Origin of the sequence: Fibrobacter sp. UWB12 (assembly GCF_900142485.1) — a bacterium.
Taxonomy (GTDB): domain Bacteria; phylum Fibrobacterota; class Fibrobacteria; order Fibrobacterales; family Fibrobacteraceae; genus Fibrobacter.
In genome coordinates this window covers 114,105-138,766 of record NZ_FRAZ01000001.1, presented here as the reverse complement: position 1 = coordinate 138,766, position 24,662 = coordinate 114,105, and the positions used below count along the sequence as shown (strand labels likewise).

At 45.4% G+C, this 24,662-nt stretch carries 22 protein-coding genes; 9 read left to right on the top strand and 13 right to left on the bottom strand.

The window, feature by feature from the left end:
- Window positions 1-3: 3 nt before the first annotated feature.
- From cysK to BUA34_RS00530, 3 genes are all read right to left on the bottom strand, one after another.
- Complete coding sequence (gene cysK / locus BUA34_RS00540) at window positions 4-924, bottom strand: cysteine synthase A (protein WP_072826805.1); 921 nt, start codon at window positions 922-924, stop codon at window positions 4-6.
- Between the two features lie 174 nt (window positions 925-1,098).
- Window positions 1,099-2,376: a hypothetical protein gene (locus BUA34_RS00535; RefSeq protein ID WP_072826804.1), complete on the bottom strand. Its 1,278-nt coding sequence runs from the start codon at window positions 2,374-2,376 to the stop codon at window positions 1,099-1,101.
- Entirely contained in the window at window positions 2,369-3,202 is an 834-nt protein-coding gene (locus BUA34_RS00530) for a TIGR02147 family protein (protein ID WP_072826803.1), read from the bottom strand. Before BUA34_RS00530 ends, BUA34_RS00535 begins: the two co-directional genes overlap by 8 nt.
- A gap of 321 nt (window positions 3,203-3,523) precedes the next feature.
- Here BUA34_RS00530 and rbr point away from each other — a divergent pair, with 321 nt between their 5' ends.
- Entirely contained in the window at window positions 3,524-4,063 is a 540-nt protein-coding gene (gene rbr, locus BUA34_RS00520) for a rubrerythrin (RefSeq protein ID WP_072826801.1), read from the top strand.
- Window positions 4,064-4,145: 82 nt separating this feature from the next.
- Here rbr and BUA34_RS00515 read toward each other — a convergent pair whose 3' ends face one another.
- Window positions 4,146-5,246, bottom strand: a complete 1,101-nt coding sequence (locus BUA34_RS00515) for a polysaccharide lyase (protein ID WP_254794255.1) — start codon at window positions 5,244-5,246, stop codon at window positions 4,146-4,148.
- A 54-nt stretch (window positions 5,247-5,300) separates the two neighbouring features.
- On the opposite strand from BUA34_RS00515, the gene BUA34_RS00510 reads away from it, so the two are divergent.
- The 3 genes from BUA34_RS00510 to BUA34_RS00500 are packed head-to-tail and all read left to right on the top strand — an operon-like array spanning window position 5,301 to window position 8,144.
- Entirely contained in the window at window positions 5,301-6,407 is a 1,107-nt protein-coding gene (locus tag BUA34_RS00510; protein WP_072826800.1) for a DUF4434 domain-containing protein, read from the top strand.
- 33 nt (window positions 6,408-6,440) lie between these two features.
- Entirely contained in the window at window positions 6,441-7,049 is a 609-nt protein-coding gene (locus tag BUA34_RS00505; protein WP_072826799.1) for a hypothetical protein, read from the top strand.
- A gap of 18 nt (window positions 7,050-7,067) precedes the next feature.
- Window positions 7,068-8,144 carry a DUF4419 domain-containing protein gene (locus BUA34_RS00500; protein WP_072826798.1) on the top strand — a complete coding sequence of 359 codons (1,077 nt, stop codon included), beginning with the start codon at window positions 7,068-7,070 and terminating at the stop codon, window positions 8,142-8,144.
- Here BUA34_RS00500 and BUA34_RS00495 read toward each other — a convergent pair.
- The 9 genes from BUA34_RS00495 to BUA34_RS00455 all read right to left on the bottom strand — a co-directional run bounded on the left by BUA34_RS00495 (window position 8,141) and on the right by BUA34_RS00455 (window position 18,533).
- Window positions 8,141-8,329: a hypothetical protein gene (locus tag BUA34_RS00495; protein WP_072826797.1), complete on the bottom strand. Its 189-nt coding sequence runs from the start codon at window positions 8,327-8,329 to the stop codon at window positions 8,141-8,143. The two genes, BUA34_RS00500 and BUA34_RS00495, sit on opposite strands and share 4 nt — an antisense overlap.
- 158 nt (window positions 8,330-8,487) lie before the next feature.
- Complete coding sequence (locus BUA34_RS00490; RefSeq protein WP_072826796.1) at window positions 8,488-11,742, bottom strand: type I restriction endonuclease subunit R; 3,255 nt, start codon at window positions 11,740-11,742, stop codon at window positions 8,488-8,490.
- Window positions 11,743-11,747: 5 nt separating this feature from the next.
- Window positions 11,748-11,984: a hypothetical protein gene (locus BUA34_RS00485; RefSeq protein WP_072826795.1), complete on the bottom strand. Its 237-nt coding sequence runs from the start codon at window positions 11,982-11,984 to the stop codon at window positions 11,748-11,750.
- Between the two features lie 7 nt (window positions 11,985-11,991).
- Window positions 11,992-12,486, bottom strand: coding sequence for a DUF3990 domain-containing protein (locus BUA34_RS00480; protein WP_072826794.1), 495 nt, complete (start codon window positions 12,484-12,486; stop codon window positions 11,992-11,994).
- A complete protein-coding gene (locus BUA34_RS00475) occupies window positions 12,483-12,683 on the bottom strand; it encodes a DUF3791 domain-containing protein (RefSeq protein ID WP_072826793.1) in 201 nt (66 codons plus the stop codon). Before BUA34_RS00475 ends, BUA34_RS00480 begins: the two co-directional genes overlap by 4 nt.
- Window positions 12,684-12,986: 303 nt before the next feature.
- The gene (locus BUA34_RS00470; protein WP_072826792.1) at window positions 12,987-14,054 is read right to left on the bottom strand and encodes a DGQHR domain-containing protein; all 1,068 of its coding nucleotides are present in this window, start codon (window positions 14,052-14,054) and stop codon (window positions 12,987-12,989) included.
- A gap of 4 nt (window positions 14,055-14,058) precedes the next feature.
- The gene (locus BUA34_RS00465) at window positions 14,059-15,378 is read right to left on the bottom strand and encodes a nucleotidyltransferase family protein (RefSeq protein WP_072826791.1); all 1,320 of its coding nucleotides are present in this window, start codon (window positions 15,376-15,378) and stop codon (window positions 14,059-14,061) included.
- A gap of 131 nt (window positions 15,379-15,509) precedes the next feature.
- Window positions 15,510-16,787: a restriction endonuclease subunit S gene (locus BUA34_RS00460; RefSeq protein WP_072826790.1), complete on the bottom strand. Its 1,278-nt coding sequence runs from the start codon at window positions 16,785-16,787 to the stop codon at window positions 15,510-15,512.
- 6 nt (window positions 16,788-16,793) lie between these two features.
- Complete coding sequence (locus tag BUA34_RS00455) at window positions 16,794-18,533, bottom strand: type I restriction-modification system subunit M (protein WP_072826789.1); 1,740 nt, start codon at window positions 18,531-18,533, stop codon at window positions 16,794-16,796.
- A gap of 142 nt (window positions 18,534-18,675) precedes the next feature.
- Between BUA34_RS00455 and BUA34_RS00450 the strand changes: the two genes are divergently transcribed.
- The 5 genes from BUA34_RS00450 (at window position 18,676) to BUA34_RS00430 (ending at window position 24,659) form a co-directional block, all read left to right on the top strand.
- Window positions 18,676-19,287 carry a hypothetical protein gene (locus tag BUA34_RS00450; protein WP_072826788.1) on the top strand — a complete coding sequence of 204 codons (612 nt, stop codon included), beginning with the start codon at window positions 18,676-18,678 and terminating at the stop codon, window positions 19,285-19,287.
- A gap of 416 nt (window positions 19,288-19,703) precedes the next feature.
- Window positions 19,704-20,978 (top strand): saccharopine dehydrogenase family protein, encoded by a 1,275-nt coding sequence (locus tag BUA34_RS00445; RefSeq protein WP_072826787.1) that lies wholly within the window; start codon window positions 19,704-19,706, stop codon window positions 20,976-20,978.
- Between the two features lie 3 nt (window positions 20,979-20,981).
- Complete coding sequence (gene speA, locus BUA34_RS00440; RefSeq protein ID WP_072826786.1) at window positions 20,982-22,880, top strand: biosynthetic arginine decarboxylase; 1,899 nt, start codon at window positions 20,982-20,984, stop codon at window positions 22,878-22,880.
- Window positions 22,881-22,971: 91 nt separating this feature from the next.
- Window positions 22,972-23,955, top strand: a complete 984-nt coding sequence (locus tag BUA34_RS00435) for a glycosyltransferase family 2 protein (RefSeq protein ID WP_254794254.1) — start codon at window positions 22,972-22,974, stop codon at window positions 23,953-23,955.
- Window positions 23,956-23,957: 2 nt separating this feature from the next.
- The gene (locus BUA34_RS00430; protein WP_072826784.1) at window positions 23,958-24,659 is read left to right on the top strand and encodes a glycosyltransferase family 2 protein; all 702 of its coding nucleotides are present in this window, start codon (window positions 23,958-23,960) and stop codon (window positions 24,657-24,659) included.
- The last annotated feature ends 3 nt before the right edge of the window (window positions 24,660-24,662 follow it).

The following is a 24,662-nucleotide window of genomic DNA, read 5'->3' as shown; positions in this document are numbered from 1 at the left end:
GATTTACGTGTTCCAGAGCCAGGTGCTAAGGTAACGTTCGCCAGTATCCGGCAAGAGCGCCACAATGCGCTTGCCCTTGAATTCCGGGCGTTTTGCGACAGTAAGAGCGCATTCGAGAGCGGCACCCGACGAGATACCTACGAAGATTCCTTCTTCGGCAGCGGCAGCACGAGCGGCATTCCCCGCCTTTTCTGTACTGGTCAAGTACACCTCATCAACAACCTTCGGATCGTAGTTTTTTGGAACAAAGTTCGCACCGATGCCCTGAATCTTGTGCGGGCCCGCAACACCCTTAGAAATCATCGGGGAATCGTCCGGTTCAATGGCGATAACATAAACGTTCGGGTTCTTTTCCTTGAGGAACTTGGCAGTGCCAGAAACAGTTCCACCCGTGCCAGCAGTCGCAATGAACACATCCACCTTGCCATCCGTATCGCGCCAGATTTCAGGACCTGTCGTACGGTAATGCGCTTCGGGATTTGCAGGATTGTCGAACTGCTGCGGAATAAAACTCCCCGGATTAGCGGCAGCGATTTCGTTCGCCTTTGCGATGCAGCCCGCCATGCCCTTAGCACCTTCGGTAAGCACCACTTCGGCGCCAAGCGACTTCAATAGCATACGGCGTTCCATGCTCATGGAATCTGGCATGGTAAGCACCACCTTGTAGCCCTTCACTGCACCTACGTAAGCAAGGCCCACGCCCGTGTTGCCGCTGGTCGGTTCGATGATGAGAGCCCCCGGCTTGAGCTTGCCTTCGCGCTCAGCCGCTTCAATCATGCTTAACGCCACGCGGTCCTTTGCACTACCGAGCGGGTTGAACATTTCGAGTTTCACATAAACTTCGGCATCGCCCTTGTTGAGCTTGTTGATGCGAACGAGCGGCGTATTGCCAATCGTTTCAAGAATGTTATTGTAAATAGCCATATAAAAAGTTCTCCGTACTGTACGGAGAACAATCTAGTATTTTTTTGATGTTTTAAGCCCCTCGCCGGAGTTTATCCCGGACGTTTGTTCCGGGACAGGGTGACGAATGATTTTGTCGCAATGGATTCTATCGGATGATACTCACCCTCCAGAACGACAGAATCCGAGAATATATTAATCTAGAACAGCTGGGACAAGAGTCCACTTATTCACGCATAAATTCGCCTGCTGGCCAAGAATCGCTTCGAGCGTGATGCCCGAGAAATTTTTGACGGCACAAGCCATTGCTAAATTCTGCAACGTCTGGAACATTTCCGATGAAGGATAATTATAGAACGAACCCGCCGTCGCTTCGCACTCCGTTCTGAACAAAGTTTCAGCATATTCTTTATACAAAGGCGAATTTAAACCGCCTGACACCATATAAAGTATTACAGAATCAGAGACACTAAGAATCGTATTTTCAAGACGATTTTCCATAGACAAATCAACATTAAGCATTAGCCCTTGTTCTTCGCTATATACACTGACATCGCAACGAGGCGCAGCAGCACGTACATTATACTTTTCAGGAGAAGTTTTAAAAACATACTTCGCCGCACTATAGATGCGCAAATCATTAGTTGCACTTACTACAGATTTTGAGGGATAAGCCATCGCAAGGCTATCCAATACAGCACGCTCATCATCAGAGACATTCAATGTTTCGACATTCGGCTTTATGATAAAAGAACGATTCGCGCTTGTATCGATACCCACAGCAGGCATTGAAGGCAAGTCATGTTGCATAGCGGTCGTATCAATACCAACAGCAATATTGTCACAGGCTTCACGAGATTCTCTCAAGAAATCCGTCACGATTGAATCGAATACAACCTCAGCAACAGGACCTTTTGTTTCGCAATCTTGTCCATTACTGCAAACTGTTACTGAATCAGTCTTTGACAAATAACAAAATGCTTTAAATCTGCCTTTATTGCAAGCACCTTCAGGATGGCGCTCAGAATCAACGATAATTCCAGAAGCGCATGAGTTTTTAAACTTATCATAAATACTATCACAAGCATCGTCAAAGCCTGATATCATCATCGACTTTACAAACATATGAGCATAGTCAACATTGAACCGAGCTAGATAACTCCTATACCCAGCAGAGCACTGAGCTTCGGCACCAAATTCTTCGCCATAGACGGAGGCCTCGCCATGAGTAAGAGCCATTACCTGCGTTGGTTTTGTCGTAAATTCAATAAAATATTCTCCAACATTCGAGCTACTGCTAGAAATTGAACTCGATGAAACCACCGAAGAACTGCTATTGTTTGCACCATCCGACGAGCTACTGTTATTCGCCATGGTACTCGGCTCAATCGCAGCGCCGCTCACCGAGTCATCGGAACAAGCAGCCAAGGCAAGGAGCCCTGCCGCCATAGTGAATTTAATTACGTTATTCATGGGATTCCTCCTCGACCTTTTTTGTTAAAGGGAACAACTGAAGATTCAGTCGATAAACTTGATTGAGATTTTCATATTCCGCCGCGATACTCACCGCCTTTCGGATAAACACATCCATTTCCTGCGAAATGCGGGCGTAAGCCTCTTCGCAAAGTCCAAGTGTTACACCCGTAATATGGCGTTCTTCCGAAGGAAACTTGTCTATAGCCGTTCTTGCAAGCGAAGCCATTTCCTTGTGCATCGCACGAATCGCAATAGGCACTGATTCCTTGGAACCGATTACCGTCTTTTCGGTTTGCACGTATGTATGTTCCGCCTCGCGCTTGAGAAAACCCGTCTGCACGAGGAACGCAAGCGAATCACGCACCTGTTCTGCAGAGATTACCTGATGGCAAGTTTTCGCCATTTCCAGCGGACGCTTTCCGGGCATCATCGGAGCAAGTTCGCGAATCGTCGGATTTTTCCAAGAATCGTAAAATCGAAATGCTTCGGCATCGACAACACGCACTTTGTGCTCGCGAGCAATATTCTGCATTTCAAGGAGCGCCTCTTTTTTCACAGAGTCTTTCGTGGCATTGCCGAACTTGACCATTTGCGTGAAATACGCAAACTCGTGCCCCACAAGCCCCATCGCATGCGCGACCTGCGGCATCTTGACCAAACTCAAACTGCTCTTGCCATCGCATACAAGTTTCAAATAAACCGGCGACTTGAACCCCGCCAGTTTGGAAAATTCCCGCCACGAAAACGCGCTCGTCCTTTTACGCTCTTCGTAAAAGTCCTGCATGTACAGGCGGTAATCCTTATATTCTGTTACCGGTTTCATGTTAGGTTTAAGGGTTAGTGATTAGTGGTTGGTGGTTAGTAAACAGGATTCAATCCCGAGCTTTACATGAATAAATTTAGATTTTCAGCGGGACACACGCAATACAAAAATGATACAAAATTAAAGATTTTTACAAAAATACGGCTATTTTTTATGAATATTTTCATTTTTAAAAACCAAAAGATACACTTCGTATCATTTGACGAAAAACCGCAAAGAAACAGAATACAGGATATTTTTCCATAGTATCCGAAAACAACCGCAATTATCCGCAAAAAAGAGGTATATTAGAAACAAAACCTATCAAATAAGGGAGTTTTTATGGCAAACAAATACGCAGGAACCCAAACCGAAAAGAACCTTGAAGCAGCATTCGCCGGCGAATCACAGGCTCGCAACAAGTACACCTACTTTGCAAGCCGCGCCAAAAAGGACGGATTCGAACAGATCGCAGCCTTGTTCCAGAAGACTGCTGACAACGAAAAAGAACACGCAAAGTTGTGGTTCAAGGAACTCGAAGGCATTGGCGATACCGCCCAGAACCTGAAAGCCGCCGCTGATGGCGAAAACTACGAATGGACCGACATGTACGAAGGCTTCGCGAAGACCGCTGAAGAAGAAGGCTTCACCGCTCTCGCCGCCAAGTTCCGCAAAGTCGCCGCCATCGAAAAGATGCACGAAGAACGTTACCGCGCCCTCCTCAAGAACGTGGAAACCTCACAGGTGTTCGAAAAGAGCGAAGTCAAGGTCTGGGAATGCCGCAACTGCGGACATATCGTGGTCGGCACAAAGGCTCCGGAAGTATGCCCCGTCTGCGCCCACCCGCAATCCTACTTCGAAGTACATGAAGACAATTTCTAAGAGCCGAGTGTCGCAGCAAGATGCCGCACAGCTCGCCACAGTTAAATTCACAATACAGGCACCGGAGAAATCCGGTGTTTTTTTATTTCACAACTTTCACAAATCTGCCGTTCTTGAGCGGCAGCGCTTTTGTCATTGTACGAGATTGATCACAACCAACATAAACCCCATTTACGCGATATAGCATAACAGGCTCTGGAGAAGTGCGACGGCAATCGCGCTTCAAATAATCAACCAAACCCACCCCGCTGTTGTGCGAATTCGCCTGGACTGCGATTGAATCCGTAGAAACTGTAAAATTGTCAAATCGTATAAAATTATCGTGCGTTGGAGCCCACTCAGCACTGCTCCCGCCATGGAACGTAGAAAGGTAGAATTTATCTACATGTAAAGTATCGTAATCGCGGAGGCGGAGCGTATCGACATCTAGAACAAGTTCACCATCAAGCCACGCCTGCACGCGACCATTCTTATCACCTTTTCCGGGAGCCGACACAGTGTTCATCGAGACTTTATTGACAATGCGGTGCCATTTGCCAATCGCGAATTGCGCCTGAGGAACCGTTCCGTCCAAGTCCCACTTGAAGTCATCACCGTATTCAGAATGTTGTCCCATAAAGTAAATCAGCTGGACAGCGTTCCCGCCCTTGCGCCACATGATTCGCGCACTCCAGCCGTCGCCCGTTTCGGGCAAGGCGTTTCCCGTATAGCACTTGCCACCGCAAAGCCCTGGAAGTTTTCCGCCCAACAGGAACTCAAAACCCTCCTCAAAGAAAATATCGTACGCGCTCCACATGGTATCGGCAACTCGTTCGAGAGGCTGTATGATTTGAGCGGCACAAGCGGGCGTATCATTATCATTCGGACCAACGCAGCCCTTGGGATACTTGAGTTGCAACACATTGCCATGTTCTTCGCCATCATAGACGATTTTAGAATTTTGGCCACCATTCTTATCCATGGCGTACCACCAGCTTTTATCCGTGGTGTTACGCTTGAAATCTTCCTTAGCATCCGCATTGCCATAAACACCAACTTCGCGATTTTCGAAGTTGACAAACGAGACCGTATCAGACACGGCTTGAGCAAAAGCGGCAGAAGCGCAAAATAAGATATGTAAAAATCCGAAACGCATATTGGCAAACTTTCGATTATAGACTTGACGGCAAATTAAGTCCGTCATAGCATAATGCGATAGCACCTCTCAATATACATAAAAACAGATTATATTTCTATTATGCACGTCACACAATTCCTCCCCCGCTGTTTTTCGTTTGCGCTCGCATTGGGCGGTTTTGGGGTGTGTGCGGCTGCGAATTTGGACGGAGTTTTTGACGCAGGTTGGACGACCGCTTACCAATCAGCGGATTCCATCAACCACATGCATGAGCGATTACACGCGCTCGGCATGGAACAGGTCGTATTGCAATATGCGGCTGTTGAAAAGACGCATTTGTATTACCCTTCGCAGCTAGACTTTTTGCAGAACACGCAATACAAGAACAATCAGCTTTTCCCCAAAAGCATCGATGCGGCAAAGGCAGCCGGGAACAAGCTTTGGCTCGGACTTTATTACGATGGAGAAAATTGGTACATTCCACCGACGATTTCGCAACTCGATACACTGGCAGCGAGAAATATAAAAGTGCTCGACGAACTGCACGCTCTTTATGGAAACGAAACTGTAATTGAAGGGGTTTATATTCCGCAAGAAATTGCACGTTACTATTGGGATGGACTCCGCGAAGACGCAACAGCAGCGGCACTTGCAACGCATTTTTTGATTCCAGTCACGCAGGCAGCACAGGCCAAAGGCTGGAAAGTAATGACCGCCCCGTTTTACAACCAAAATTTGAAAACGCCCGAAAAGTTGCAAGCATTTTTCGAACAACTTTTCGCAGCAGGATTCAAGCCAGATATTATCGCCGTGCAAGATGGCATCGGCGCCAGCGATGCGGGAAAAGCACATGCAGACATTTCAACTGTAGGGAAATACGAGCATGCGGTTGCGAAGGCATGTTCGCAATACGGAATTGAATTTTGGGTTGATATGGAACTGTTCCGCACGGACGATTCGCACACGCTTGCCGATAGCGCAAGACTTTCGGCGCAATTAGATACTGCACGCGCGGCGGGAGCGTCAAAGGTTATTGTTTACGACTTAGCCGTTCTCGGAAATGCAGGGTTGGATTCACTCGAAAAATGGTTCCAGCGAGACACATCACAAGCAACTCCAATTAAAGAGCGCCGCGCACAAAGAAAGACGCAAAAGTACGGCAATCTGTACAATAAAGAAATCCGCTATTACAAGTTAAACGGTGCAAGAGTAAAAACAAGCGAATAATTTATTATTATTTTCAAATAAAAAAGGAGAATTATGAAAAAATTTATCTTATTCATCACATTTACCTTCGCCCTCTTCTTTGCGGGTTGTGCAGGATCCAGCAGCAGTAATCCTTCATACACAAACTATCGTTTCTTGACAGGTAATCTGTATCTCCATACCGAAATTCCAGTACCCACAGAAATTGATCTTAAATTCATCAACAAAAATCACGATTACAAATACGCAAAACCGATTTACACCTATGAAAGAAGCCTCTCCGCTTTTTCATTTATCAAAGACGATGTCATTACAAGAATTAGGGCAATGGCCCCAAGGTTTATGAAAGCCGATACAAACTTTCACCCTGCTGAAAACTTGAGCGATTCAGAGTATATCGACTTTTATATCAAATACGTTCTTACACATTACTACCCATCGACATCCAAAGAGGAGGCAATCTACAACAGTGAGCTCAACTACGGTTACAATTGTCATTATCCCAAGGATCCTGACATCATTCATTGCGTAGCGCTTCGCATAACGCCCCAAAGAAATTTTGTCGCCATAGAAATGACCGCTCCGACAAGATCCGAAGAGAATGTCAAAGACTGGATTGTACCCACAATCGAAAGCGTTGACGAAAAAATGGTGCAGAAATAAACCTCTATATATCGGGTCATGAATAAATTTATTTTCATCTTGTTTTTTGCAATCGGGCTTGGAACCGCAGCAGCGGACGCAATTGTCAAGGACAAAAAAGTCAAAGAGAGCAAGCCCAAATACGCCATGACCGAAATCATGGATTTTGATGGTCAGCAAGTTCTCTTAGAAGAACGAACCGACAAAAAGTTTATCCAAGATTTATATATCGACGATTACAAATTTCCACACCCTTTTGTAGCCATGATTGGGACCGCTTTTGCGAATCACCACTCTATCGAGATTTATCCCGATGACATTTGGCTTTTGATTATGGACGGAATCCGTCTGCATGTTAAATACAATCGTGATAAATTTAAAGATAAATTCGTAAAAAACGAGGCCGACACAAATCTTGTCATAAATGATAACGCTCTTACTTTGCAATCGCCACCCAGCGCATGGAAAAAGAACATTGCACAAATATACGATTCACTTTACCAAAAACTCCCGGAAGATACAAGAAGTTCTTTCGACATTGACTTTTCCACATCCACTGCAATTGACAAGTTCGTTGCAAAAGCAACGCTCATGGCCATCAGCTCGGAATATTACTCTTACTCAATACACACTTTGTGCGGGATTCCTCAAATTATCATCAAAGGAAAAAAACGAGATTGGCAAAAGTTGAAAGATTCATTCGACAAACTTGCGCTTATTTTCGACATGCCCTGGTGGGCTAAACAAGTCGATTCGATTCTAAATGAATTTATCCAATCTTTCAACAACAAGATTAACATGAAATTTTGGAGAAGAATCTACAAATATTTTCCAGAGGATCTCAGTTGCGAAGCAACCCCGCACATCAACGGATGGATAACAAAATTCTTCCCCTACATTGTCAATGGAGAACAGGAACACAGAACCAATTGGGATGAACAAATCCAATACAAAGACATTTCAGCCGGGAAAAACGATGTTTTCATTACATGGAAACATCTAGGCAACGAAATCTACTTACTATTATCCACCGGATTTTGGGGCGTTACCATCGACCCGAAAACAAAGCGTTTGAGAACAATCCGCGGATACGCGCTGACGAAGGATAGGGATTAGGATTTTTTCGTTAATTTGCCGCCCGCGATGAGCACTAAAAAGGCGGTACCGCCAACGCCAACAATTTTCTTGATATCGCTCCAAAATTCGCGACGTTTTTCTTTGCATGATTCGCAAAGTTTTTCGGAGTCCTCGGCTTTATCGCAGCCGCATTTTTTGCATTTATTCCACATTTTTTGAAGCATAGCCAAATTCCTTAATCGTTGAAGGTGAACGAGAAGTCTTTTTAAAATACCATTTTTTGTTAGGAATGAGAGTAACGGGAATCACAATTTTTGGGGGATGGCATCCTCACCCAAACTTTTATATATTTGACGCCTACGGCGTCAAAGCCGTGGATTTTTCAGTTCACTCCGCCGCGAATCCAACCATACCCTTGCACAGCCATATCAATAAAATGGTTCAAGAGCAAATTGCTCTTAGCATTGAATAGGTCGATGTCGTAGCAATCGGGCAGATGCGGAGGATCCTGCGCATCGAGAACTTCTTCGATCGTACTCTTGACTTTAGCGCGGGTCTGTTCGTCTTTGTACCAGTCCACCACGAGAATCTTCTGTCGGTTTTCCTGCAATTTCTGGAACAAGGCCTTGGAAGTTAGCAGGACTTCCTGTTCCTGCACCTTCGTCAGCTTTTTTCCCATCACGAGAAGGTCGAATATTTCGAGTTCTTCGTCACTCAGGCCCATTGTCGCCGAGCGGGAATCTTCCTTTTTCAATTCTTCAACGAGTTTTACCAGCTGTTCGTAATAGTCTTCATTCTCGGTGCCGCCTGCATTGTAGCGGTTAATAATGTTGCGGAACCGTTCCGAAAATTTAATACGCGTGACGTTGCGGTTTATCATTTGCCGCAAGGCTTTTTCGATAAACTCTTTCAAGTCATTTATTTCGATAGCCTTATATTTCGCTTGCTTGATTTCCTTACGCAATCCTTCAGCATCAATTTTCGAAAGGTCAATCAACTTGGAACCGCGCATAAACGACCCGGTGGCCGACACGTCACGAATTTCGGTGGCGCCATCAGCCTTCACGCTTTCCGACGAAACGCTACTATCCAGCAAATCGCCCATGCGTTTGCGGGCCTTGGAGATTTTTTCATCGTCAATAAGCCTGAAGAATAGTCCATGCAAGTAAATAAGCGGGCTGAACTTCGGGTTGTTCCAGTTGCGTTCGAAAATTTCCGGCTTGGACGCTTCGTAAAGATTCATCAGCGTATTCAGAATGACCTTGAACTTGTTGACATTCTCATCAACAGAAATGATGGTGTCGTAAGCGTTGCGGAATTCATCCAGCTTATCGAATGTGGACGCTCCGTCCAGAATTTTCTCGATATTGATATTCCGTTCCAACAGGAATTTATCGGCTTCGTCAATGCAAGCGTCAATATAGCCGATCAATTCGTCAATGTCCTTGGCCGGGAATTCAGCGCCATCGTCGCCAATGGCGTATGCGGCCAAAGCCTGCTTCATGAACTTGAAAACATTTACGTAATCGACGATGATACCGCACGGTTTTCCCGGATACACGCGGTTCGCCCTTGCGATGGCCTGCATCAGCGTGTGGTTCTTCATCGGCTTGTCAAGGTAGAGCGTAGAGAGGTTCGGAACATCAAAACCTGTAAGCCACATGGCACATACAAACACAAGTTGCAAGTTATCTTCGGGATCCTTGTAGCGGTCCTCGATATCATTGCCCTCAGGCGTAATCTCGTTCATCTTTTTGCGATGAGCCGTGATATCGAGCCCCTGCGCCTTGAATTTTTCGTTTTCGTCAGCTTCTTCCGAGACAATGACAGCCATCTCCACGTTGTCCATGTAGTTCAAGATGGCGGTCAGGCGGTTATAATCCTCGCTATCCTTGACAACGTTATTCCGCTCGATGGTCAGCGCGGTCTTTTCCTTTTTCCAGTAATGCTGAACCTTGTCGTACATCTTTACGGCGGTGAACTTATCGACCGAAACGACCATTCCCTTGCCAAGGAACCCGCGGCGCGGAAAGTGGTGCGCTATATCCCGGGCGATTTTATCCAGGCGGTCTTCGCGTTTGATGACCTCCAGAATGCGGGAACTAGTATTTTCAAGCAGTCTGGCTTCGGCATCGTTCAGATTTTCATCTTCGATAATCGTCACGACGTCGTCATCGAGAAAGTTGTTTTGCAGGCCAACTTCAGGAACGCGGCGGCTATAGAACAGCGGCACCGTCGAGCCGTCTTCCACAGATTGCGCGAAGTTGTATTCCGAAACATAGTCGCCGAACCACTGGTTCGTCAGACGTTTGCTCCCCAATAACGGAGTGCCAGTAAAGGCAACGAAGTTCGCATTCGGCAACGCCGTGCGCATATTTTCGGCAAGAGTCTTGTATTGCGTGCGGTGCGCTTCATCCACCAACACGAAAATATCATCGCGGGTAGAAAGGACGGGATACTTTTTGCCCTTATCGTAACCGAACTTATGAATCAGCGTGAATATAAAAGGCTTGTTCCCTTGCAGGTATTCACGAAGCTGTTCGCCGTTCTTGGGCTGGCATTCATCCTGCGGCCCGATGATTTCTGTCCGCAAGAAGTTCTTGTATATCTGCGTATCAAGGTCTTCGCGATCGGTGATGACAAGGAACGTGAAGTTTCCGCGGAACTTGCGCTTGACCTTGCGGGCAAACATCGCCATCGAGTAACTCTTGCCGCTCCCTTGCGTATGCCAGAATACGCCCAACTTGCCGTCCAGTTCTTTGCGGTTCTCTACGGCGCGGCACAAGTTGTTTACGCCCATGAACTGATGGTTCTTGGCGATAATCTTTATGGACCCGTTCTGGAACAGGATGAAGTTTTCAATGTAGTCAATAAGGGTTGCCTTGTCGAGCAAACTCCTGACCATGTATTGCGCGCTTACGCCCTCACCGCGGATATACTTGCGGTCAATCTTGTCGTCTTCGCTTTTCTTGAGCCATTCAAAGAAGTAGTCGTAGCTTGCGTTGAACGCACCCAGTTTGGTTTCAAAGCCGTTCGAAAGAACGCACACCTGGTTCAGGGCGAACAGGTTCGGGATTTCTTTCCGGTAATCTTGCAGGTTCTTGTTGTAAGCCTCTTCAATCTTGACGGTGCTGTTCTTGAGTTCGATAAAGACTAGCGGCAACCCGTTGACAAACACCAGAACATCGGGGCGGCGAAAATGATAGTGCCCCTGAATCCACATTTGCGAAATGGCAGTAAACGTGTTGTTTTCGGGGTTGGCGAAATCGATAAGCGACACGTCGCCAAAATCCGGCTTGCCGTCCTTGAGGAATGTGACGCGCACACCGTCTCGAATTTTCTTATAGAGCGCGTAGTTGGTCGCCGTCATGTCGGTGCCAGAATAGTCGCGAATTAAATCCTGAACAATCTCATCCAGCTTGTTTGCGGGAATTTCAGGATTGAGTCTCGTGAGCGACTCGCGCAAAACAACAGGCAACACGCACTGCTTTTTGCTGGAACGCCCCGTGCCATCGGGCAGCACTTCCATCTTTTCCGGAGACGGGTCGCAATGGACCACATCATAACCGAACTCCGGCGATTCCAGCATCTGGAGAATCGCCTGCTCGATATCGTCTTCGGAAATAAATGACTTCATAGCGCTTACGCCGTTTTAAGCAAGTCGGGATTTTTTGAAATGTCTTCTTCCAAAAGTCCAAACAAATACTGCGCGCTTTGCCCGAACAGACCCAAGGAATCATCGTCTAGGCATTTGCCTGTCGGGGACATATAGACAATCCTGATGGCATCGTCTTCGGAGACCGCGTACTTTTCAATCAATAGGCTTGCGACCTGCGGTATAAGGATTGTCTTTATGAGGTGATGCGAACTTTTTGACATATCAAACCTACAAGGTGTATGACTTCACAAAACGCAAGGTTTGCAAAGCCTTCTCCGTATTAAAGCACATTTGATCGTTAATCTTTTCGAACTTCAGACGCTCAACGGCGTCTTCCTTACGCATCACCCCAGCCAGAACGTATTCAACCGTTTCGCCGACATTGTCGTTTGCAATTTTCCCAAAGACGATGTCGAAACCGTGACTATAGCGAATGTCGGAACGGCACTTGATGACCAGTTCCAGCCAATCTAGAGTCGCCCCTTCGAAAAACTTGGTATTGAGGCTTTTGGCAGCGGCTTCGTCAAATTCAAATACGCTCACAACAGGCTTGTGTTCGGCGGAATCCTGGCGCGTGTGCAAGTTCGCAATTCGGGCCGCCCAGCGTTCTGCCTGCTTTTGAATTGTCGTCGTGTAAAAGCCAAAACCAAAATCGCGCCCCTTTTCGGAGGTGATAATCTTAGGGCACTTGATTTCGACATCCGAGCCGTGATAAAGAATCATTTTGCACCTCCGGACAACCATTTGTCAAAATAATCCATCAGGAATTCTTTCCCCATGCCGTGCAAATCGCCATAATCGTCCTGCAAGTGCTTCAGCAGGCCCGACGAGGCAAAAAGCTCATACACGTCACAGGAATTCTTGTCACAGTGCTCGGCATAGTTCTCGATGCAAAATGTTTTAAACGACAAAACGGACATAACAAATCAACTTTTCAATAAATATATACAATAAGAGATTGGAATTTATGGTGATTACCCTAAAATTGAAGCGATTTTGGCAATTATCCCTGCGGCAACCACGTTTCCTATGGTATTTTGAGCATGTCTGGACAGCGAAAATGAAGAAATCGTCGGTTTGCATTCACGTCAAACAACAGACAATGAATTTCACCTCGCAAAATCAATTTTCAATAATCGCAAAATTTGGAAGAACACGAACACGCACCTATTAATAGGTGCGTGTGAAAAAGATTGTATTCGCGGGTTGATGGTTACTAGTCTTTATAAAGAGCTGTTTTCTACTAATTGCGTCGCTATTTCTGCATAACCGGATTCAGATGAGAATTTTGAGAATTCGCCACCTCGTATCCATACATTTGCAGGCAGTTTGATGCTAGCAACGCTAGAACAGATTTTTTCAAGGGCTGTATTTTTATCAATAGGGCTGTCTCCCAATTGATACGCTATATACATATTTAAAGACGAGAATCCAATTGGTCCTGCAATGATAGTGTTGTAAATGTTCTCGCTTCTAAATGCTTTTGGCCATCTTTCCTTAATGCATGCCCAAGTAGTGTTGAAGAATTCTCTTATTAAATTAACAAAGTTTTCTGTATTATCGTTATCAAGGGCGTCTAAATCAATTATCCCCAATTTGCTTAATTTTCGGATAACTCGTCGTTGTGCCTTTACAAAAGCATTTAAACTTAATAAACAGTTGTTTTCTCGAGCACTGCCTTCAAATGCTATTTGATTGTGCCAAATGCTATTCTCGTCATCATTGACAATTTGCGCTAATTCAACTGCAAGGAAATCTATTTTGTCTGTATTCTTATTTTTGTATAAATCAGCTAATTTGTTTTTCAGGATCATCGCCAAAGACGTATCAACTTTACGACTTGTTTTATTGATTGTTATGAATGTTTGAATTTCGGTCAATTCGTCTACATTTTCAAGGATGGTTACAGGTAATGTAAAATCTTTTATTTTTGAATAAAAATTAGGGTCATTTTCGTAAATTGACTTAAAGGCTGCAATGCGATGCTGCCCATCAACGACAAAACAATCTTTATCTTTAGGAAGTCCTTTATTCTTTTTAGGAACAGAGCATACGATACAAGAAGGGAAATAAAATAGTCCCGTCTCCCAACTTTCTTTTATGTAATCAACGATTCTATCTATATGTTTAAAGTTGATTTTTCGTTGATAACCAACTATTTCTTTGTTTTCGAATCGAAATGTGTTTGGAATGGTTTTAGAAACAAACCATTCAACGGGCTTAGAAGTATATTTTATTTCAAATTCAGTTCTTTGACTAATTTTAATTGTTTTTTGTTCAATCTCAGCCATAAAATTAATCTCCAATAAAAATTTTGTACATTCTTTCAAGACACTTAATCAATATATCTTTTTGTTCAGAAGAAAATTTTTTGTTTATTTCTATCACTTTATTTAAGGTTTCTTGATCATCTCGATAAATATGGGGTTGATAAGATTGGTTTTGCGTCTCTTTCTTTTTATCTCCCGGATCGTCTAGCCCTACATTTTCATCGCCATCTTCAGGATCTAGTATTTTACGTTTGAGTGGATCTTGTTTTTTTATTTCCTGGAGTATTGACAATTCTATTTGCTGAGCGATGCTTTCATATATGCGTTCGTCATCTGGGAAAGAGAATATTATCTTTACTATTGGGATTATATCGGCAAAGAGGGCTTTTTCAAGGACATCGTTTAGGATTGTCTTTAAAAAGAGATTGGAATAGTCTTGGGGGAACAGAGATGGGTTGTATGGAGTTTGTGCAGGCGATCCGTTGCCTAACAAGTTGTTTGCAACAAACCGTTTTATTTCGTTATTTTGAGACTTAAAAGTTGAAAAAAACTTTCTGTACGAAGCTACAGGATTTTTCCCGTTTAGCATTTTTTCAACATGTTTTTTTGTATTAAGAAAGAATAAACATTCGGTTAAATCGTTTTCTGTATAGGTGAAGTCAGCGATTTTTTTTAGTTGAGCGTCTGAGGATTCTAAAGTTTTGAAGACATTGTTTAAAAGATTATTTTTTGTTTCATAATCATAGTCATATAGTGGTGCTTTGTATGCAATTTCATGATCGACTTCTCCCCAGAGTGTGTGAATCAAACTCTTAATTTGTAATTCAAATTTATACGTAAGGCCGTTTTTTGCATTTATTTTGCATACAATTTTATAAATTATATGTCCATTCTTTTGTTTTTTTATTTCTCCTGTTTCTAAATTCTTTCCGTTATCTTTAATAACGATGCTATTTTTTTCCAAAAATTCTATAACGCTATCATACGCAGTGTTTTCTTTCGATTTAAAAAAACAATTTATACGAAAACCAATGAGATCGTCAAGATTGTCCCGGATAACATTTTTGTAATCATTTTCTGTAAAGTCGTCATTTATCTTCCATTTGACGATGTAATTATTACGAGGAATTTTTTCTTTAAAACTTTCAACGGATTTTATTCTAGAGGCGATAGAATCAAATAAAAAAGAAGGCTCATCGGATTTTTTTTCGCCGGTATTTCTTAAAAGCTTTTGTTCATCAATGAGTTGCGTTAAAAGGGTGTTAATCTCTTGACGAACGGGAATCAATTCACTTTTGGACATTGATTCTAAAGCTTCACAAAGTTTTATATTATGATCAGGCATAAATTTTTCCTAATAGGGCATAGATAATTCTTATTTATAATAGTTTAATTTTAAAATAAAAAATGTTTTGTAAGCAATAAAACACAAAAACCGTATTCAAAAGAATAAATAAATTAACACTTATCTTGTTGTTATACCGCGAGTTTGCCGCTCATGAGGCGGGGCAAGAGCAGGTCGCGTTGTTTGATGAGGTTCTCTGTTTCCATGGCAAGTTTTTCTATTTGTGCATGGATAGGTGAAACCAGGTCTTCAAATTTTTTCATTATTTCAGAAGGTGGAAGCATTACATCGCCTTTCTTCAAGAAATATTCGAATTTGAAATTTATAATTCCCGTAGATTGAAGTTGGAAACGATCAATAATTCTTGTTTCATACAAGAATTGCATCCAGTAATAAAAATAAATAGGAGAAATCGTTTCTTTTTTCAATCTAACCAGTTTGCAAAAACTAGCACATATAACTTGCCCGTTAAATCGATCCAGCATTTGCTGAGAAACCAATATCGTTCTTCCGACAGGCTGCTCTGCGGTTCCACCAGAAACTTCAAGAATTATATCACCGGGCTCTAATTTGCGTGCATTGTAATTACTTTCCTTGTGAAAACGATTGGGACATGTGCCTAAATCGCCTCGTTCTACAAACGGGAAATCCGTACCCCTAATAACTTTCGCTTCTACAGGGAAATCTGTACTATATTCATCCTCTCCCCAACCACCTCCAATGTAATATTCAAACACATCTTGCATTTTAGCAAGGGTAAATGTTGAAGGGATTTTTCCCATATTGCTTGACGTGAATCGTGTGGTTTCGTGGCCGGGGAAGCGGAAGCGAATGAACCATTCTTTGTAAAGGTTCTCCGCCATTTGTTCCAAAATCTTGATTCGCTTGTTGTTGTTTTCTATCAGGTTGTCGTAAGCGGAGAGGATGGAGGCGATTTTTTCTTGATCATGAAAAGAAGGTAAACAAACCTTTATTTTTTGTATTTTATATATCCCGAGCTTTGGTTGTGCAGCCCCGCCTGCTATCGTTTGCATTAATTCTTTGTATTGCTTTTGAATTAACAAATAATAAACGTATTTACTGCTGGCATTGTCATTGAAATGCGTTAACCTAACAGCATTTTCTGTTAAATTAAAACCATCAACATTTTTTTGAGCAAATCCAACATCGCCAATGGATGCTCCAACTATAGTTATTGCAATATCATTTTCGTTAACGATGTATTTTTTTATTTTGTTATATGTATTTTCTTCTAAAAAAATTAAATCATCTGTATTTATATTACCATTTTTTATATCCCTTGCTCGTATATAGGGATGCGGAGTCTTGTAATCAACAAAATCAAAACCAAGAGGAATTCTTTTTCCACTTTTTATTTCGCATATGTCATTTATAGAGAATACTTTCATATTTCCCTAAAATAACGCATTCAAATTCTCGGCGATTTCTTTTTCCAATTTCTTCGCTTCGGCGCTTAGTTTCGTGAAGTCGTCGTTCAACCCGAGCATGGTCTGCTTGAATTCATCGGCGGTCATGCCGTCATCTTCAATCACCACGCCCACATAGCGGCCGGCATTCAGCGAATAATCCTGGTCCTTGATTCCGTCTTCGCCGTCGATTTTCGCGACCTTGCAGAGTCCGATTACGTCCTGGTATTTGCCATCGGGGAACCGTTCGGTGAGCCAGTCGATTTGTGCCTGCCAGTAATCCTTGGTTTTGACTTCCTTGTCGTCGCTGCTTGCGGGGGCGTTCTTGAGGCTTTCCTTGTATTCCTTGAGCAGGTCCTTGAACGATTGCGTGTCGCCTTCGTAGAGTCGGCTGATGACGGCGAGGTTCTTTATCTGTTCGTCGCTGAACTTGCGGTGCGCCCTGTCCACCTGCGTAAATACGTTGCGTGCGTCAATGAAGAGGATTTCGTCTTTCTTTTTGCTGTTTGCCTTTTGCTTGTCGAAGAACCAGAGCGTCGCCGGGAGCGTCACCGAGTTGAACATGTTCGAGGGTAGCGTCACCATCTGGCTGATGATTCCTTCTTCGACCATTTTTTTGCGGATTTCGTATTCGCTCTTGCCCGCATCGCTTGCGGAATTCGCCATGACGAGTGCCGCCTTGCCGTTTTCGTTCAGCGCGGTCGCGAAGTAGCCAATCCAAAGGTAGTTCGCGTTGGGCACGGTTTCCTTTTTGTCGGAGCCCTTCTTTGCGGACTTTGTCGCGTTGCGCGGCACGCCGTAAGTGCTGAAACGTTCGTCCTTCTGGACTTTTTCGACAACGACTTCATCGACGTTGAACGGAGGATTTGCCATCACGTAATCAAATTGCCCCACTGCATTGTAGGGGTCGCTGTAGAAGGAGTTCGCCTCGGTGATTTCGCCACGCACGTTGTTCAAGAGCAGGTTCATCTTCGCGAGCTTTACGGTGTCAGGTTCCTTTTCTACGCCGTAGCAGCGGAAGTTCATCGCCGTGTCGTTTTCGGCATTTGCATTGTGGCGGTGCATGTAGCGGGCCGCCTGCACGAACATACCACCCGAACCGCATGCGGGGTCCAGGAATTTCTTGTTGATGCCGTGGGGCTGCAACACGTTCACCATATAGCGCACGACTGTCGCGGGCGTATAAAATGTTCCGCCGTCCTTGCCTTCGGCGAGTGCAAAGTTACCCAGGAAGTATTCGTAGATTTCGCCGAACAGGTCGATGCTAATGTCTTCGGGAATGTCCTTGAACACGCGCACGATTTTCGAGAGCAGTTCCGGTTCTTCTTCGGGAACGAGTTGCGCATAGACATCTTTGGGGAGGACGCCGTCCATCTTCTCGTTTTCTTCTTCGATGGCCTTCATCGCTTTCTTTACAAGGGTTGCCTTCTTGGCATCGTCCGGAGCGTCATTGATGGTGTCGAAGTAGGCGCATTCCGGCAGATAGAAACCGCACTTTTCGATGGAGATGTCTTTCAGGGTGCGGGCGCGGCGCGTGCCCTTGAGCTTTTCGAACTCGGCGTTGATTTCGCCTTTGTGCTGTTTGTACAAAATGTCGGCATAGCGCAAAAAGATGAGGCCCAGAATCGGCTGCCCATATTTGTTTGCAGCCAGGTGCGCACCCGCGCGAAGCATATCGGCAGAATGCCAAAGACGGTCTTTCAAGTTCTTAAGTTCAACGTCGGTCATAATCGTTCCTGTTTATCTTTGCGCAATATAGTTTTTTGAGGGGATCGAGAGAACGAATGGGAGCGTTTTTGGCTTTTTTAACAACAATGCATAAGAAAGGCCTTAAAAAGAACTATTTTAGAAAAAAATTTAAAGGATTGTAATGCCTAAGAATACCCTAAAAAATAGCGTATCCACTCAATCTCAGATTTTTGAATTATTGGGTAGAACGCTTTATGTATGCAATTTTATTGAACTTAGACTCCGTTGGATGCATCAACATCGTGGAGGCCTTTGGACCGGCAAAACTCCTGAAGAACTACTAGATAAATTAAAGAAGGTTGTAGAAAAACAGCAAAAAGGAGACAAAACACCTCTTGGCCCTATTGGCCAAGAAATACTAGACGCAATTTATACGCCTCGTTGCGACAAAGATTTAGAAAAAGCCGAAGAAAAGAATCTGTTCGCATTCAAACTTGACTATAAAATCCAGTCAAAAGGACGATCCCACCGCGCTAAAACAAAATTCAAAAAATTTATTGAAACTCGAAATTATCTCGTTCATTATTTTGCTAGAGACTATGACTTGGCAAACGAAGATTCATGCAAAAAAGCCTATGCTGATTTGAAAAATAAAAGCATTATAATCAAAGATGCGCTTGAGTTCTTTAACGAGGACTATGAAACAATGCAAAAAGCATTGAAAGAGCTTCAAGAACATTTTAAAAAGATGTCTTCCAAACCAGATTTTCAACCAAAAACGGAAAATGTTTAGATATTCCGAATTTGGTTGAAAAGTTTTTAAAGAAACGACTACAAATTTTAATATTTGTAGTTGTTTTATACAGATAAATTTCGTTAGGGATAGTGACCACTGTGTGGTGGAGACTTGCGCAAGCAAGGCTCCGTTCTAGGAGGTTAGCGGCGAGCATAGCGAAGGCGGTTGCCCCTAGAATATAGCCCGACCTTGCCCATGGGCAAGGGAACGCCCAATACATGTCTCGTGCAAGGAGATTCCCCATCAAGCGGAATGACATGAAAGAAGTGCTCAGGAACAATGCAAAACAGGCTTGTTATGCGCTCTGCTCCGCACACACCACACAAAAGTTCCTAAATTTTAGTTAGTAACATTCTCTACCGGGATCGCCATCCCGATGGATTAACTCTCAACAAATGAGGAACAAACAAAAAATGGCAAGAGCATTGATTATCGGTTGTGGCGCCGTTGCCACAGTTGCTATCAAGAAGTGCTGCACCTGCAGCGAAGTTTTTAGCGAAATCTGCATCGCCAGCCGTCATCGCGAAAATTGCGAGAAGTTGGCTCAGGAACTCCGCCCGAATACGAAGACGGTCATCACGACTGCCGCCGTGGACGCTGACAAGGCCGAGAACGTCTCTGCTCTTATTAGAGAATACAAGCCGGACCTGGTGATGAATATCGCTCTCCCCTACCAGGACCTCGCCATCATGGATGCATGCCTTGAATGTGGCGTGAACTACATGGACACGGCTAACTACGAGCCGGAAAATATCGACGATCCGGAATGGCGCAAGGTTTACGACAAGCGCTGCAAGGAAAAGGGCTTTAGCGCCTACTTCGATTACAGCTGGCAGTGGGCTTACAAAGAAAAGTTTGAAAAGGCTGGTCTCACGGCATTGCTCGGTTCCGGCTTTGACCCGGGTGTTTCTCAGGCATACTGCGCCTACGCCTTGAAGCACCAGTTCGACACCATCGAAGAAATCGACATCCTCGACTGCAATGGTGGCGATCACGGTTACAAGTTCGCAACGAACTTCAACCCGGAAATCAACCTCCGCGAAGTTTCTGCTCCGGGCAGCTACTGGGACACGGACGAGAACGGCAAGGGCCACTGGGTTGAAATCCCGGCCATGAGCATTAAGCGTGAATACAACTTCGCACAGGTCGGCAAGAAGGACATGTACCTTCTCCACCACGAAGAAATTGAATCCCTCGCCCAGAACATTCCGGGCATCAAGCGCATCCGTTTCTTCATGACGTTTGGCCAGAGCTATCTCGACCACATGCGTTGCCTCGAAGACGTGGGCATGCTCAGCACGCAGCCGATCAAGTTCCAGGGTCAGGACATTGTTCCGATCCAGTTCCTCAAGGCTCTCCTCCCGGACCCGGCAAGCCTCGGTCCTCGCACGGTGGGCAAGACGAACATCGGTTGCATTTTCAAGGGCACCAAGGATGGCAAGCCGAAGACTTACTATCTGTACAACGTTTGCGACCACCAGGAATGCTACAAGGAACTCGGCAGCCAGGCTATCGCCTACACGACTGGCGTTCCGGCTATGTGCGGTGCCATGATGGTGCTCACGGGCAAGTGGAACAAGCCGGGTGTGCATACGGTCGAAGAGTTCGATCCGGATCCGTTCATGGAAGCCCTCACGAAGTACGGTCTGCCGTGGAACGAAGACTTCAACCCGGTGCTTGTGGACTAGGCAATGAAAAAATGGCGCATTGACGATTCCCGAGATCTTTACAACGTAAAGGGCTGGGGTGTAAGTTACTTTGACATTAACGACAAGGGTCACGCGACGGTTTCGCCGATCAAGAATGGCGGTCCGAGCATTGACCTTTACGAGCTCGTGCAGGAACTTTCCTTGCGCGATGTTTCGACCCCGGTGCTGCTCCGTTTCCCGGATATTCTGGACAGCCGCATCGAAAAGATTCACGAGTGCTTTTCCAAGGCGACGACTGAATATGGCTACAAGGGTGGCCATTACAGCATCTTCCCGATCAAGGTGAACCAGCAGCGCGCGGTCTTGGAAGAGGTGGTGAGTCACGGTTCCAAGTTCAACATCGGCCTCGAGGCGGGTTCCAAGCCGGAACTCCACGCGGTTCTTGCGAACATGGAAAATCCGGACGCGTTGATCATCTGCAACGGCTACAAGGACGAAGACTTTATCGAGCTTGCACTCCTCGCGCAGAAGATGGGCAAGAAGATTTTCATTGTCGTCGAAAAGATGAACGAGCTTCACTTGGTTGTTGACTTGTCTCGTCGAATCGGCGTGCGCCCGAACATCGGTATTCGCATCAAGCTTGCAAGCTCTGGCAGCGGCAAGTGGGAAGAATCCGGCGGATACCACAGTAAGTTCGGTCTGAACAGTTCTGAACTTTTGGAAGCTCTCGACTACATCAAGGAAGAGAAGATGGAAGACTGCATGAAGCTCATCCACTTCCACTTGGGCAGCCAGATTACGAACATTCGCCATATCAAGAATGGACTTCGTGAAGTTTCGCAGTTCTACGTGCAAATTAGAAAGATGGGCATGGGCCTTGAATTTGTGGACGTGGGCGGCGGCTTGGGCGTCGATTACGATGGCACGCGCAGTTCTAACGCAAGTTCCGTGAACTATTCCATCCAGGAATACGCAAACGACGTTGTATACGCGATGTTCGAAGCATGCGAAAACGCCGATGTTCCTCACCCGAATATCATTGCGGAATCGGGCCGTGCACTTTCGGCTCACCATTCCATCTTGGTGTTCAACGTGCTCGAAACGGCTGGCCAGGCATTCTTTGACGAAAGCGTTCATGAAATCAGCGATGACGCTCCGGAAGCGTTGAAAGACTTGTACGGCATTTACAAGAGTCTTTCTCCGAAGAACTTGCTCGAAAGCTGGCACGATGCCATGCAGATTAACGACGACACCTTGAGCGGTTTCAAAATGGGCGACGTGGATTTGCAGACGCGCGCTATGAGCGAACGTTTGTTCTGGAGCATTGCCCGCAAGGTGGACTTGCTCGCACGCGACTTGCGCCATCCGCCTTATGAATTGAGCGAACTCCCGCGCTTGCTTGCCGAAAAGTACTTCTGCAACTTCAGCCTTTTCCAGAGCCTCCCGGACAGCTGGGGCGTGGATCAGGTGTTCCCAATTATGCCGATCCAGCGTTTGGACGAAGAGCCGACGATTGAGACGACGATTCAGGACGTGACTTGCGATAGCGATGGCAAGATTGACATGTTCGTTCGCGGTGGCGAAGTGGCACGCACTATTCCACTCCACCCGATCAAGAAGGACGAACCGTACTTTATCGCGGTTTACCTCGTCGGTGCATACCAGGAAATTCTCGGTGACCTCCACAACCTCTTTGGCGATACGAACGCTGTGCATATTGTCTGCAACGACAAGGGCGGCTACGATATTGACAAGGTGATTGACGGTGAATCCGTGGAAGACGTGCTCGACTACGTGAACTTCAGCGACAAGGCTCTTGTCCGCAACATGGAAAACTGGGTCACGCGCTCTGTGAAGGAAGGAAAGATTACGCTTCAGGAAGGCAAGGAATTCTTGAACATCTATCGTTCCGGACTTTACGGGTACACGTATTTGGAATAAAAAAGTAGACGATTCTAAATGTCACCCCGGCCTCTGTGCTCTTTGACCACTTAGAACTTTGACGCTTTGCGTCAGCATCTTCGGCTCAATCATGACAGTCTGCAAGCAGCCTGTCGCGACACTCGCCTTGAATGCAACTAGTTCTTATGTGGTCATGATCCGCGTATGGGGACGGGGTCGCCTTTTAATTCGAAAATCGAAAAATACAATGGAACACAACAACTACGATATTGCGGTTTTGCTAGCCACTTACAATGGCGGCAAGTACATCTGGGAACAGCTTGAATCGCTGTTCCAGCAATCTTGTAAACAGTTCCATTTGTATGTTCGTGATGACGGCTCCTCGGACGATACAATGAAAATCGTCGAGCAATTTCACGGAATGTTTCCAGACAGAGTTACAATTTTAAAAGACTCGCAAAAGCACAGAGGCGCGGCGAAGTCTTTTATGTATTTGCTCGAAAATGTGGATTCCGAGTATTACATGTTCTGCGACCAGGACGATATTTGGTTGCTGGAGAAAATTGAGAAAACTCTTGCTCGGATGAAGGAAATCGAGAAGGCTGTTGCCGATGCCCCGAAAGTTGTCATGGATGGAACTGCCGCGAAAAACGTGCCGATTCTCGTGGCGACTGATTTGGGCATTGTCGACGAACAACTTAATTTACTTTCGGAATCGTTCAACAAAGATTTGAAAATTGACGTTTTCCGCAAGCACCCAGAATTAATTTGTGTGCGCCACGTGGTCACCGGTTGCACGATGATGTTCAACCGCGCCGCAAAATTGGCAGCACTCCCGATGTCTCCTCGCGCTACCATGCACGACGAATGGGTCGCCCTTTGCGTCCACTTCAAAGGCGGAGTCATTTCGATTCTCGACGACTCGACGATTCTTTACCGTCAGCACACCAGCAATACGCTTGGCGCAGAACAGGCCCGCAAAGGCTTTTTCGCACGAGCCATCGCACGTGCAGGGCAAAAACAGTTCTTCCAAGTCGCAAAATTGCTCCACAAGGATTTCGGATTATCGTACTTAAAGTTCTTGATGTACAAAATTTTGTATAGTTGGTTCTAGGTATGAGAAGAAGCATTTGCATGGCGACCTACAATGGCGCCAAATACATCAAGGAACAGCTGGACAGCATTGTTCCGCAACTTAGAGAAGATGACGAGCTCATCGTTTCTGACGACGCCTCAAAAGACGACACTCTGAAAATCGTTGAAAGCTACAACGATCCACGCATCAAAATTTTCCACAACGAAAATCACGGCGTAGCGCACAACTTTGAAAACGCCATGCGAGAGGCCACGGGCGACTTGATTTACTTTGCCGACCAAGACGACGTCTGGTTGCCGGGCAAGCTCGACAAGATGGAAAAGTTCCTCACGGAAGGCGGCTACGACACGATTCTTTGCAACTGCTCGCTCGTCGATGCCAACTTGAACGTGATCAAGGAACGCCATTACGACGAAAAATGGCCGATGAAAAAATCGCTCTTGCGAAACATCATCAACAATTGCTGGCTCGGCGCTTGCATGTGCTTTACCAAGCAGGTGAAAGACGCTTGCATGCCGTTCCCGCCGAAAGTTGTCGCGCATGATTTGTGGGTCTCGTACTATGCCCAAAAGCATTTCAAGTGCGGCTACCAAGACGAAGTTTTGCAGCTTTACCGCCGTCACGAAAACACAGTTTCGTTCACGGGTGGCAAGAGCACGAACAGCCTTTACTTTAGAATTGCATACCGTGCCTACCTTGCGTGGCATATCCTTTGGCGTTAGGCG